The organism is Comamonas testosteroni (assembly GCF_000761245.1).
Taxonomy (GTDB): domain Bacteria; phylum Pseudomonadota; class Gammaproteobacteria; order Burkholderiales; family Burkholderiaceae_C; genus Comamonas; species Comamonas testosteroni_C.
In genome coordinates, this window is sequence record NZ_AWOR01000046.1 from 344,243 (window position 1) to 356,701 (window position 12,459).

A 12,459-nucleotide genomic window follows, 5' to 3' on the forward strand; every position below is an offset into this window, starting at 1 on the left:
TGACGTGAGCGGCAAGCCAGCATCTCAGCCCGGACTTCGTCAGACCATGTCATGGCTGCACACCTGGTGCGGCCTGGTGTGCGGCTGGCTGCTCTGCGCCATTTTCCTGACGGGCTCGATCAGCGTGTTCCGTGAGCCCATCACGCTATGGATGCAGGGAGTGCCACTGGAGGGCGGCGGTCAGCAGCCGCTTTCTCCGGAAGAGCGTCTGCAGACCTTGCGGCTGGCCGAGCAGCACCTGAGCAAGACGGCGCCGGATGCCAGTATCTGGCGCATCAGTCTGCCGCTGCACACAGGCGATGGGGTCAAGGTATTCGCGCGCGCCCAGGACGGCGATCTGCAGGCCAGCCTGCATGTGCACACGGGCGAAGTCCTGCCCGAACCAGCCATGCGTCAGACCGAAGGCGGCCGGCATTTCATGTCCTTTCACTATTCCTTGCAGGGCGGTATCGCTGGCTTCTGGGTGGTGGGACTGGTATCGATGTGCATGATGGTGGCGCTGGTCTCGGGCGTGATTGTGCACCGGCGCATCTTTCAGGACTTCTTTACCTTCCGGCCCGGCAAGGGCCAGCGCTCCTGGCTGGATGCACACAATGCATCGGCCGTGCTCACTCTGCCGTTTCTGTTCATGATCGTCTACACGGGACTCGCGCATTTCTACACCAGCTATATGCCCTGGCCGCTGCAATCGCTGTATGGGCAAGACCGTTCGGCCTACAGCCGCTACGAGTCCGAGTTGAACGCCAGACCCGAGGCGAATACGCCTTCAAATACGCCTTCGAATGCGCCAGCCATTGCAGTTGTGGACCTTGTCAGCCTTGCGCAGCATGCCCAGTCCCTGCTGACGGGGCCTGTTGTGGGCGTGGTGGTGCAGCGACCTGAGGGGGCGCCGGCCACGATACGCTTCACGGAAGGCAAGCCGGATACGGCAGTGACGCGTCGAATGGTCAACAGCGCCAATTCACTAATCTTTGATGCCATCAGCGGTCGGTTGCTGCAAGCACCAAACAATCCCGCATCCGGCAATCTGGCGACTGACACCTATCCCGTCATCAGCGCGCTGCATCTGGTCACCTTTGGTGGCTGGACGATGAAGTGGCTGTACTTTGTCCTGGGCCTGGTCGGCACGGCAATGATTGCCAGCGGATCGATCTTGTTTGCGGTCAAGCGCCGTGCAAGAAGCGGTCATGAATGGGGCGCGGCGACGCCCTCCATTTACCGCTGCATCGATGCGCTCAATGTGGCGGCACTGGCAGGATCGGCGCTGGCGTCCATTGCCTATCTGTATGGCAATCGTCTGCTACCCCTGCTACTGGAGGCGCGTTCCAGCTGGGAAATCCGCGTGTTCTTTGCGGTCTGGGCTCTGAGCCTGCTGCATGCGCTGCTGCGCACGGCGCGCCAAGCCTGGTGCGAACAGCTATGGATTCTGGCCTTGCTGTGCCTGGGCCTGCCGCTGCTCAATGTCATGACCACAGGCCAGCACCTGCTGCTGTATCTGGCGCAGGGCGATGGTCAGCGGGCCGGGCTGGAGCTGACCTGCATGGCGCTGGGCCTGCTGGTCGCCTGGGGCGCATGGCTGCATGAAAAGTCCCAGCGCAGCAAGAGCACGGCGCAGTTGCGTGCGGGCCGTGGCGTGATCTCAGGAGGTCTCACATGAAAGCGGCTGCAATGACCAAGGCTCAGACCAGGCGCCATCGCTGGGCCGTGCTGCTGCGCGTGCTGATGGCCACACTGGGCGGCTATGCGCTCACGGCGCTGGCCTGCGCCGTGATGGCCCATGTGCTTGTGGCCGTGGGTGCCATGCAGCGTGCACCAGCCGTGCTGCTTTCCACCTTGCTCAGCTTTGTGCTCTACATCGCAGTGGCGCTTTGGGCCTTCCATGTGCGCAGCCTGCTGCGCGTGATGGTATGGATGGCGGGCCCGGCAGCCTTGCTGACAGCTGCGCTGCAGGCGCTGAAAGGTGTGGCATGAGTCTGTGGCAAGTGATGGTCTGCGCCCTGGCGCTGTGTCTGGCAGGCATGCTGGTGCTGAGCCAGGCCATGGACAGGCATTGCGCCCAGCTTGTATCGCGCGGCGAGCCCGGGCCCGCGCTGCGGGCCTTACTGCGCCTGGCGGGGGCGGCGCTGCTGCTGCTCGCACTGTGGCTGTGCACGGGCTTGTGGGGTGGTGCGGTGGGAATCATCGTCTGGCTGGGCGGCCTCAGTGTGGCCGCTTTGGCCCTCACATGGCTGCTCGCCTATATGCCTGGGCCCGGTGCGGTGCTGGTAGCCATGGGAGGTCTGGCTGCCTTGGCCGGGACGCTTTTGCCCGCATTCACGGGATGACCGATACGGCATGAGGGCTGCCGGGTTGGAGCCAGCAGGCCCGGATACAGAGGCCTGTCACTGCCACGGCGGAGATGGGCCTGCGCGGCATGACAGCATCTGCATTCGCTCGGGCGTTAGCCGGGTGATTCGCAATATATGTGCCGCTCGGTTGGCTATTGTAAAAACCTGTGTGGGCAATCGTTGTGGCTATTGCCGATCTAGCAAGCCCTTGGGCGGGCGCAGAATGCGGGTATCCGCCCATTTTTGCAGCCGCCCCGAAACGATTGCCCGCCTATGCAGCAAGAGCCAGATTTCTTTCACAACCTCAATGAAGAGATGCGCGACGGAAAGCGCTGGCTGGAGCGGACGGTGGTGCTGGCATATGCCGCGGCGGCGGGCCTGAGCGTGGTGGCTTTCACGCTGCTGGCCGAAGCAGCGTTCGGTTTTTTCGAGAGCATCTACCACGGTGTCAATGGCTGGCTGGTACTGATCTGGATGCCCGCCATTACGGCGGCAGCGGTTTGGGCCACGCGCAAATGGGCTCCCGGTGCCAGCGGCTCGGGCATCCCGCAGGTGATTGCCACGCTGGAGCCCGCGGTCGATGCTGGTTTGCGCAAGCGCTTTGTGTCGCTGTGGCTGTCGTTTGCAAAGATCGTGCTGTCCAGCGCGGGCTTTCTTGCGGGGCTGTCGATAGGACGGGAAGGACCGTCTGTGCAGGTGGCTGCAGGTGTCATGCATTCGGCGCGACGCTGGCTGGGCCCCAAGTCCGTCATCAATACCCATGCCTTGTTGGTGGCTGGTGGAGCGGCGGGTATTGCCGCAGCCTTCAACGCCCCGCTGGCGGGCGTGGTGTTTGCAATCGAGGAACTCTCGCGCAAGCTGGAGTCGCGCTCCAGCGGGCTCATCATTGCGGCCATTGTGCTGGCCGGTCTGATGGGGGTCTCGGTCTTCGGCAACCTGAGCTACTTTGGCCGCATTCGTGTGGCAGAGCTCGGCTGGCGTGACCTGCTGCCTTGTCTTGCCGTGGCGCTGACCTGCGGCGTGCTGGGCGGCTTGTTCGCCAAGCTCATGACCCACTCGCTGACTTCGTCCACCGAGCGTCTCAACAAGCTCAGGTCACGCTTTCCCATCCGCTTTGCGGCAGTGCTGGCCCTGCTGATTGCCGTCATCGGCGTGGTTACCGGCGGCGCCACCTTTGGTGCTGGCTCCGAAGCCGTCAAGCATATGCTGCAGGGCGAGGCCGATGTGCCCGAGTTCTATGTCACGCTCAAATTCATCGCTACCTGGCTATCGGCCTGGGTGGGCGTACCCGGCGGTATCTTTGCGCCCTCGCTGTCGATTGGTGCAGGCGTGGGGAATAACGTTGCATCGATTGTTGGAACTACGGATATAGCTCCTGCATTGATAGCAATGGGCATGGCAGCCTTTCTGGCTGCGGTCACCCAGGCGCCGCTGACGGCCTTCATCATCGTGATGGAGATGGTGGACGGCCACTCACTGGTGCTGAGCCTCATGGCATCGGCCATGATTGCCAGCATGATCTCGCGCATGATTGCGCGGCCGCTGTATGAATCGCTGGCCTTGCACATGCTCCAGGTGGCAAGGGCCTCTTTGCCCAAGGAGCCGGAGCCGGAGCCTGAAACTGCTGCGGCTCCAGCGGAGTCCACGCAGCCAGTGGCGCTGAATGAGTCATCCGAGCCTGATGCCCTGCAAAAATCGCGTCAAGGCTAGGCTGTCGGTTGAATCCATGAGCAGCGTCAACGCGGAATTGAACGAGCTTGGGCCAACGTCGGTTGTGCTCGGGTGAAGTCAGGAGTGCAGGTGATCCTGGACACGAGGCGCAGTCGGTGAGTCAGGCCTATGTGCTCATCGAGCGTGTTGCAGTGCATGGCGCGCGAGGCTCTACCCTGAGCGAAGAGGGGCGGAGTGGATGCTTACCGTGAGTACCTGATGGTCGAGCTTGAGAGGCAAGAGCTGGGGTGTGATATCCAAAGAGCTAGAAGTTGGGCGAGCTCGCCATTGGTGATGTATGCGACGTCTACGGCCGAGGCCACTTGCAGCACCGATCTGGCCTGTCGTTCCAGCCAGTCATCTTTTTCGACCTCCAAAGCTAAGCGCTAAGCAAGCGTCCTGGATACGACTGTCGCTGGCCGTCGCGGTTGGTCCATGACCGCCACAAGCGTCAGGTCAATGGACTTGGACAGTCCAGACTGCCAGGAGTACACCTGCTGTATCAGGTGCGACCCAATTCTTAGGCGTTACGCTTGTTTGCGCACTATCACATGCATGGCTCGTTCGCCCTGTCTCACCTCGGCGACCTCATAGCCCAGAGCACGCATGTCCAGGCCTTGCCAGAGGTTTTCACCGGACCCCATCAACAGAGGACGTACAGCGAGGTGAATCTCATCGACCAGTCGCGCCTGCAGGAACTGTCGCACGGTGGCTACGCCGCCGCCAATGCGAATATCGCGATCACCTGCGGCTGCCTTGGCTTGCGCCAGCGCCGATGCAATGCCATCCGTGACGAAATGAAAATCAGTGCCGCCCTGCATGCGCAGTGTGGGCCGCGCGTGGTGCGTCAGGACAAATGCGGGTACGTGATAAGGCGGCTCCTCGCCCCACCAGCCCTTCCAGCTTTCGTCGGGCCAATGGCCGCGTACCGGTCCGAACATATTGCGCCCCAGAATCCACGCACCGATGTTCTCGAAGGAGCGTTCGGCCATCTGATTGTCGAGACCTGTTTCGCCGATCTGAGACCCCCCATGCATACGCTGAAAGACTTGGGTGGGGAAGAACCACTCAAGGATCTCAGGCCCACCGATGCCGAGCGGGTTTTGCAAATCCTGGTTGGGACCGGCGGAGTAACCGTCCAGCGAGATGCCGAAGCAGAGGACTTTGACTTTCATGATGGCACCTTTCAGTTGAGAGAGTGATGATCGAAGGCCTCGATATCAACGTCTGTACTTACCGTTTCCACATGCCTCGGTCACCCGTCGCATTGCTGAGCGCAGGGTGTTGGGTCCGAAGCCGCGTCGGACCGCTGCTTTGGGTATCGACCTGAATGGACGCTGCTCCGGACCCAGTCGTCCATCTCGCTGCTCAGCGTGATCGCGACTCAAGCTCAAGCTATCCATTTTTCAACCGCATGACCCCACAAAGCCGCAGGCAGTACAGAACTGACAGCCATCTTTTTTGATCATGGCATGTGCTCCGCAGTCGGGACACTTTTGACCGCTGACGGAGGCACTGTTCTCAGGCGGAGATGCCGGTGTGGCTGCCGTGCTGGGCGCTGGCTGGGGCAGGCCACGGTTGGCGATGATGCTTTGAATCGCATAGGCCAGCAGCGCCACTTCGCTGTCGTGCCAGAGCGGGATGCGGCTGCCGTCGTCACGCGTCCTGCTGCCATAGCGCACTGGGCCGCGATCCCAGGCTACCTTGCGCAGATCGGCCAGGGCCTTGTCGAGAAAACCGCCACGCGCGGCCAGGCTCAGGCTGCGCATGGTGGCCGTGATCCATTGCTGGCTCTCGCCGGTCTGGCCCACGGGCATGAAGAACTCGATGGGACGCTCCACACCGTCGACCACCATGAAGCTGACCACCAGATAGAGACGCCGTATGCCGTCATGCGTGAAATATTCGATCTTGTCCACCACGGCATTGAGCGGGCCCTCGGGGCGGCGCTCAATCACGGCCGTCAGGCCGCCGGCGCCTGAGGAATTGATAGCAGCCTGTGATTTATCGGTAAGCGCTTGAGAGGGGTTAGGCGCTGAATCTGTGGATAGAACCGCACCCAGTGTGTCGTTGGGGCGGTAGGTGGCACAGCCCTTGAGGCCGGCCTCCCAGCATTCCATATAGAGGTGTTTGAAGTCCTCGAACGGATAGTCGGCCGGGATGTTGACGGTCTTGGAAATCGAAGTGTCGATAAAGGGCTGTACGCAGCGCATCATGGCCACATGCTCGCTGGCGCTCAGTTCCAGTGCACTGACAAAGCACTCGGGCAGCGAGGCCTCTTCACCGTGCAAGGCCTTGTAGAGTCGGTAGGCGTGATCCTGCACGGTGTAGAACTGCTCGCCGCCGTCGGCCGTGCGCTTTTTGCGCGTATAGGTCCAGGAAAAGGCGGGCTCGATGCCGTTGGACGCATTGTCAGCAAAGGCCAGCGACACGGTGCCCGTGGGGGCGATGGACAGCAGATGGCTGTTGCGAAGGCCATGTTTTTTGATGGCGGCGCGCAGCTCCTTGGGCAGGCGTTTGGCAAAACCGCTTTTCAGATACTGCTTGGCATTGAACAGCGGGAAGGCACCTTTTTCCTGTGCCAGCTCCACTGACGCGGCATAAGCCGCATCGCGCATGGCGCGGGCTATTGATTCGGCCTGCTGCAGGCCTTCATCGCTGGCGTAACGCAGACCCAGCAGAATCAACGCGTCGCCCAGTCCTGTGAAGCCCACGCCGATGCGGCGCTTTTGCTGTGCCTCGCGCTGCTGCTCGGGCAAGGGCCAGACGGTGGCGTCCAGCACATTGTCCAGCATGCGCACCTGAACCGTGACGGCGGCGCGAAAGGCCTCCATGTCGAAGAAAGCCTGGGGTGTGAACGCCTCGCGCACAAAGCGCGTGAGTATGACGGGGCCCAGATCGCAGCAGCCATAGGGCGGCAGGGGTTGCTCGCCACAGGGATTGGTGGCGGCAATCTGCTCGGCATACCAGAGGTTGTTATCGGCGTTGATGTTGTCTAGAAACAGGATGCCAGGCTCGGCGAAGTCATAGGCCGAGCGCATGATGGCATCCCACAACGTGCGCGCAGGCTGGCTGCGATAGACCCAGAGACCATCGTCGCGGAGATGGGCGCCGGCCTGTATCTGTGCCTCGCTGGGACTGGCGACATGCACCAGCTCCCATTCGGTATCGTCCCTGACCGCCTGCATGAAGGCGCTGCTCACGCCGACGGAGACATTGAAATTTTTCCAGCGGCCCTTTTGTCGTTTGGCGGTGATGAACTCCAGCACATCGGGGTGGTCAATGCGCAGCACGCCCATCTGGGCTCCGCGGCGCGCACCGGCCGATTCCACCGTGGTGCAGGACGCATCGAAGACATCGATGAAGGAGCAGGGGCCCGATGCAAAGGAGTTGGTGCCGCGCACCAGCGCACCGCGCGGTCGCAGGTTGGAGAAGTCATAACCCACGCCGCCACCGCGGCGCATGGTCTCGGCCGCCTGAGAAAGCGCCGTGTAGATGCCGGGGTTGCCCTGGGTGTCGAAACCATTGGTGGCGTCCGCGACGGGCTGCACAAAGCAGTTGATCAACGTGGCCTTGGTGTCCAGCCCCGCCGCTGCCATGATGCGGCCAGCACCGATGGCACCGCGCTGCAGATTGGTCAGGAATTGCTGCTCCCAATGTGTCTGAAGCTCAGGCTTTTCAACTGCTGCCAGGGCTCGTGCCACGCGGGCAAACAGGTCTTGCTCGGATTGCTCGCCGTCGGCCAGATATTTTTCGGCCAGCACATCCTGGCTGATGGCCTGGGGAGGGAGTGTGTTCATGGCATGCCTCATGCTAATCGGATGTCGACTTTGTAGCTCAGACTGTTTGGTAGTGCTGTGACGCAGCGCAACATCGCCGATGCACCAAGTGGCCAGAGGCCTCCATCGGCAGAACGGGCCCGCCTCAAAATTGTGACAGACCCGCCGAAAACAGACGGAAAAGACCGGGTCGGCGTATGAGGGAGGACACCGCGCAGGCCGAGCTTCAAATGGTATCGGCCGACAAATGGTATCGGCCGACGATAGGGCGAAGCAACGATCTATCGAAGGCTACGCGCGGGTCTGAATCATGTCCCCCTCAAAGCGCGCAGCGGCATTCACGAGAGCCATCACCGATGCGGTGACGATGTTCGCGTGCATGCCTACGCCAAACCGTGAGCCGGGCACCCCAGGCAATGCGGCTTCGATGATGGCAACGGCGCAGGCGTCGGCGCCGTTGCCCAGGCTGCGCTCTTCATAGCTGTCTATGCGCAGCGGCAAATCCAGTGCAGCGACGGTGGCTGCAATAGGGCCGTTGCCGATGCCGCTGCGCAGCCTGGGTTGCCCGTCGGCATCGTGCCAGTGCAGTTCGATACCCTGGCCTTGCGGGTTGTCGAACAGGCGGTGGCTTTCATAACGCAGTGACCGAGGTTCGGTCTGGGCATGCAGGTAGGTGGCTTCAAACAGCTCCCAGATTTGTGCGCTGCTGAGTTCGGTTTCGCTGCTGTCGGCCCAGGCCTGGACGATGGCGCTGAACTCGATCTGCATGCGCCGCGGCATGATGATGCCTCTGTCCTTTTGCAGCAGAAAGGCAATGCCGCCCTTGCCGGACTGACTGTTGACACGCACGATGCTGTCATAGGTACGTCCCAGGTCCTTCGGGTCTATGGGCAAATAGGGTACGCGCCATGGAGCATCGGCTTTCTGCGCCGCAAAGCCTTTGGCAATCGCATCCTGGTGCGAGCCGGAAAATGCCGTGAACACCAGATCGCCCACATAGGGGTGGCGCGGATGGATGGGCAGGCCCGTCGAGGCTTCGGCAATGCGTGCCACGGCAGCGATATCGGAGAAATCCAGGCCCGGAGCAATGCCCTGGGTGTAGAGGTTCAGGGCCAGTGTCACCAGATCCACATTGCCGCTGCGCTCGCCGTTGCCGAACAGGCAGCCTTCCACACGCTGGGCGCCGGCCAGCAGGGCTTGCTCGGCACAGGCCACGCCCGTGCCTCTGTCGTTATGGGGGTGTACCGAAAGCGTGATGTGCTCGCGCCGCGCCAGACGCCGGTCCATCCATTCGATCTGGTCGGCAAACACATTGGCGGTGGACACCTCCACGGTGGTCGGCAGGTTGATGATCATGGGGCGCTTAGGACCGGCATCCCAGGTGGCAATCGCGGCATTGCACACGGCCAGGGAAACGTCCAGCTCGGCCATGCAAAAGGTTTCCGGGGAGTACTGCAGCACCCATTCGGTCTCGGGGTGCTGCTCGGTCAGTTGCCTGAGGTGGCGCACATGGTGCTCCACCATGGCAATGATCTGCGGCACCTCCATGCCAAAGACGATTTCGCGGAAGGCCGGGGCCACGGCGTTGTACAGGTGCACGATCACGCGGCGCGCGCCGGCCACGCTGCGCACCGTGGTGGCAATCAGGTCCTCGCGCAGCTGGGTGATGACCATAGGCGTGACGTCATGCGGAATCAGCTGGGCATCGATGAGGTGACGCACGATGTCGAAGTCGGTCTGCGAAGCGGAGGGGAAGCCGATTTCAATTTCCTTGAAACCAATGGCGACCAGCTCCTGGAACAGCCGCAGCTTGCGCTCGTGGTTCATGGGCTCGAACAGCGCCTGGTTGCCGTCGCGCAAATCGGTCGAAAGCCACACAGGCGCTTGCGTCAATGTATGGGCAGGCCATTGGCGGTGGGGCAGGTTCACCACGGGAAATGCGCGGTATTTGGTAGAGGGATCAGCCAGCATAGAGACCTTGGAGTTGAAGAAACGATCACCTGGTCTCCCTGCCCGGATGGGGCTGGCTAAGGCCGGGGTCTGGGAAGACCAGGATGGGACCATGCGCGAACGCGTGCATGCAGACCCCGACCAGATGTCAGAGCCAGTAGGCATAGCGAAAGCGGGTGGCAGTGTTTCACGGCAAAAATGCTTGTTGATGCAGACAGTGGGGCTACTTTATGTCGTCACGGTATAGACTATCTATCGATAGATATTCATTTGTTGTAGAGATTTGGACAGATTGAATGGGTTTTGCCTCCCCCGAACATGGCGCACATGCCCTGGATCTGCAGCATGCTCAGGTCTCGTCACTGCCTGTCACTGGCGTGGAGCAGCGTTATCCGCCTGGCCATGTGGTGCCGCAGCACAGCCACGCGCGCGGCCATCTCATCTATGCCTCGGAAGGCGTGTTGCTGGTCGAGTCCCCCTGCGGCCAATGGCTGGTTCCTCCGACCACGGCAGTGTGGCTGCGCCCGGGCATGCTGCACCGGATCACGGCGACCACGGCGGTGCGAGCCTTTGGTCTGTTCATTGATGAGGCGTGCTCGGCAGGCTTGCCAGCACAGGATTGCGTGCTCCATGTCTCGCCGCTGGTCAGGGAGTTGATGGCGGCGCTCGCCGACTGGCCCCATCAGGGGCCGCATCGCCCGCGCGATGCGCTGCTGGGCGCTTTGCTGCTGGAGGAGTTGAGGGCCCTGGCGCCGCTGCCGTATTACTTGCCTTGGCCTGAAGATGTGCTGATGCGACGCATTTGCGAGAGCATGCTGCGTGCACCGGCGCAGCGCACCACGGCGCAGGCCCTGGCCCGGCAACACGCGCTCACGCCCAAGACGCTGCACCGTCGATTTCTGAAAAGCACCGGGATGAGCTGGGGCCGGTGGTATCAGCAGATGCGCTTGATGGCCTCCATCCCCCAGTTGCTGCAGGGCATGGCCATCACGACCGTGGCACTGGAAAGCGGCTATGAAAGCCATAGTGCATACACGGCGGCTTTCCGCAAGCAGTTCGGCCGCCCGCCGTCGGAATTTGCGGCTGCGGCAGACAGAGCGGCGCCACGTTAGCCGGCCTTGCTGCACACAGAGCTGCGGCTTGCGCAGCCTGTGCCTGTGCCTGTGCCTGTTGCACGCATCTTTGGCTCCCAAAAAAATAGCTTCCAGCGCTTGTTCATCAAGCGCAGGAAGCTATTTTTAATCATGAAGGCGGATTAGAGCTTCTTCACCAGCACCTGGCTCTTGCGGCCCCAGTTGTACTTGGCCTTGCGGGCCTCCGGCAGCCATTCGGGCTCCACGGGCTGAAAGCCGCGCTTGATGAACCAGTGCATGGTTCGCGTGGTCAGCACAAACATGGTTTCGCAGCCCAGGGCGCGTGCACGCTGTTCGATGCGTTTAAGCAGCTTTTCGCCATCGCCCGTACCCTGGCTCTTGGGCGAGACGGTGACGGCGGCCATTTCGGCGGTCTTGGCCTCGAGGTAGGGGTGCAGGGCCGCGCAACCGAAGATCACGCCGTCATGCTCGATGACGGTGTAGCTGGCGATATCGCGTTCGATCTCGGTGCGGTCGCGCTTGACCAGCGTGCCATCGCGCTCGAAGGGCTCGATCAGCTGAATGATGCCGCCCACGTCGTCGATCGTGGCCTCACGCAGTTCTTCGAGCTTTTCGTCAATGACCATGGTGCCTATGCCGTCGTGGACATAGATCTCGAGCAGCAGCGCTCCGTCGGTCGAGAAGGGCAGGATATGGCTGCGCTCCACGCCATGCTCGCAGGCGCGCACGCAGTGCTGCAGATAAAAGCCCACATCGGTAGGCTGCTGTGCAGGCGGGAGCTGGGCCAGCAGGCGGCGCGCGGCGTCCAGCGGCAGCTCGGTATCGATGGGGTTGTTCTCGTCGGCCGGGCCGCTGGGGTCCATGCGCACGCCAGGCACTTCGGTCAGGAACAGCAGCTTGTCGGCCTTGAGCTCGATCGCCACGCGGGTGGCCACTTCTTCCATGCTGAGGTTGAAGGCCTCGCCCGTGGGGGAGAAGCCGAAGGGCGAGACCAGCACCATGGCTTCGGAGTCCAGTGCGCTGCGAATGCCTTCCACGTCGACCTTGCGAACCAGGCCCGAGTGCATGAAGTCCACGCCGTCGACGATGCCCACGGGACGGGCCGTGAGGAAGTTGCCCGAAATCACGCGCACGCGCGCACCGGCCATGGGCGTGTTGGGCAGTCCCTGGCTGAAGGCGGCTTCGATCTCATAGCGCAGCTGGCCGGCTGCTTCCTGGGCGCAGTCCAGCGCAATGGAGTCGGTGACACGCATGCCGTTGTAATAACGCGGCTCCTGGCCCTTGAGGCGCAATTGCTCGTTGACCTGGGGGCGAAAGCCGTGCACCAGCACGATCTTGACGCCCATGGCCTGGATCATTGCCAGATCCTGGACGATGGAGCTGAGCTTGCCCGCATCAATGGCTTCACCAGTCAGGCCCACCACAAAGGTCTGGTGTCGGAACTTGTGGATATAGGGAGCCACAGACCGGAACCAGGGAACAAAGGTGAAATTGAAGACGGTGGACATGGCAGTGCGCGAAAACCTCGAAATCGGGGAAAAAAAGGCCTGCGTCGGGTATTACGCAGGCCTGCGGCGCAAAGTGTAGCGGTTACTAGCG

9 protein-coding genes are annotated in these 12,459 nt (G+C 62.0%); 5 read left to right on the top strand and 4 right to left on the bottom strand.

All coding sequences use genetic code 11. From position 1 onward, the window contains the following. Positions 1-4 precede the first annotated feature (4 nt). The 4 genes from P353_RS12915 (at position 5) to P353_RS12930 (ending at position 4,037) form a co-directional block, all read left to right on the top strand. Positions 5-1,657 (top strand): PepSY-associated TM helix domain-containing protein, encoded by a 1,653-nt coding sequence (locus tag P353_RS12915; RefSeq protein ID WP_034369799.1) that lies wholly within the window; start codon positions 5-7, stop codon positions 1,655-1,657. Continuing rightward, positions 1,654-1,971, top strand: coding sequence for a hypothetical protein (locus P353_RS12920; RefSeq protein ID WP_232776463.1), 318 nt, complete (start codon positions 1,654-1,656; stop codon positions 1,969-1,971). The genes P353_RS12915 and P353_RS12920 overlap by 4 nt, the downstream gene beginning before the upstream one ends. Next, positions 1,968-2,324, top strand: a complete 357-nt coding sequence (locus tag P353_RS12925; RefSeq protein WP_034369803.1) for a DUF3325 domain-containing protein — start codon at positions 1,968-1,970, stop codon at positions 2,322-2,324. Before P353_RS12920 ends, P353_RS12925 begins: the two co-directional genes overlap by 4 nt. A gap of 276 nt (positions 2,325-2,600) precedes the next feature. After that, the gene (locus P353_RS12930; RefSeq protein WP_034369805.1) at positions 2,601-4,037 is read left to right on the top strand and encodes a chloride channel protein; all 1,437 of its coding nucleotides are present in this window, start codon (positions 2,601-2,603) and stop codon (positions 4,035-4,037) included. Positions 4,038-4,564: 527 nt separating this feature from the next. On the opposite strand, the gene P353_RS12935 is transcribed toward P353_RS12930, so the two are convergent. The 3 genes from P353_RS12935 to P353_RS12945 all read right to left on the bottom strand — a co-directional run bounded on the left by P353_RS12935 (position 4,565) and on the right by P353_RS12945 (position 9,787). After that, the gene (locus P353_RS12935; protein WP_198529065.1) at positions 4,565-5,212 is read right to left on the bottom strand and encodes a dihydrofolate reductase family protein; all 648 of its coding nucleotides are present in this window, start codon (positions 5,210-5,212) and stop codon (positions 4,565-4,567) included. A 231-nt stretch (positions 5,213-5,443) separates the two neighbouring features. After that, positions 5,444-7,837, bottom strand: coding sequence for an adenosylcobalamin-dependent ribonucleoside-diphosphate reductase (locus P353_RS12940; RefSeq protein WP_052084844.1), 2,394 nt, complete (start codon positions 7,835-7,837; stop codon positions 5,444-5,446). A gap of 270 nt (positions 7,838-8,107) precedes the next feature. Continuing rightward, positions 8,108-9,787, bottom strand: a complete 1,680-nt coding sequence (locus P353_RS12945; protein WP_034369810.1) for a 2-isopropylmalate synthase — start codon at positions 9,785-9,787, stop codon at positions 8,108-8,110. A gap of 275 nt (positions 9,788-10,062) precedes the next feature. Here P353_RS12945 and P353_RS12955 point away from each other — a divergent pair, with 275 nt between their 5' ends. Next, positions 10,063-10,878 carry an AraC family transcriptional regulator gene (locus P353_RS12955; RefSeq protein ID WP_034369814.1) on the top strand — a complete coding sequence of 272 codons (816 nt, stop codon included), beginning with the start codon at positions 10,063-10,065 and terminating at the stop codon, positions 10,876-10,878. 143 nt (positions 10,879-11,021) lie between these two features. On the opposite strand, the gene argA is transcribed toward P353_RS12955, so the two are convergent. Then, positions 11,022-12,368 (bottom strand): amino-acid N-acetyltransferase, encoded by a 1,347-nt coding sequence (argA, locus tag P353_RS12960; protein ID WP_003079639.1) that lies wholly within the window; start codon positions 12,366-12,368, stop codon positions 11,022-11,024. Positions 12,369-12,459 lie beyond the last annotated feature (91 nt).

Coding starts and splice junctions, on each gene's coding strand:
- P353_RS12930 (WP_034369805.1), top strand. CDS start 2,601: ATGCAGCAAGAGCCAGATTTCTTTCACAACCTCAATGAAGAGATGCGC.
- P353_RS12920 (WP_232776463.1), top strand. CDS start 1,654: ATGAAAGCGGCTGCAATGACCAAGGCTCAGACCAGGCGCCATCGCTGG.
- P353_RS12945 (WP_034369810.1), bottom strand. CDS start 9,787: ATGCTGGCTGATCCCTCTACCAAATACCGCGCATTTCCCGTGGTGAAC.
- P353_RS12925 (WP_034369803.1), top strand. CDS start 1,968: ATGAGTCTGTGGCAAGTGATGGTCTGCGCCCTGGCGCTGTGTCTGGCA.
- P353_RS12955 (WP_034369814.1), top strand. CDS start 10,063: ATGGGTTTTGCCTCCCCCGAACATGGCGCACATGCCCTGGATCTGCAG.
- argA (WP_003079639.1), bottom strand. CDS start 12,368: ATGTCCACCGTCTTCAATTTCACCTTTGTTCCCTGGTTCCGGTCTGTG.
- P353_RS12940 (WP_052084844.1), bottom strand. CDS start 7,837: ATGAACACACTCCCTCCCCAGGCCATCAGCCAGGATGTGCTGGCCGAA.
- P353_RS12935 (WP_198529065.1), bottom strand. CDS start 5,212: ATGAAAGTCAAAGTCCTCTGCTTCGGCATCTCGCTGGACGGTTACTCC.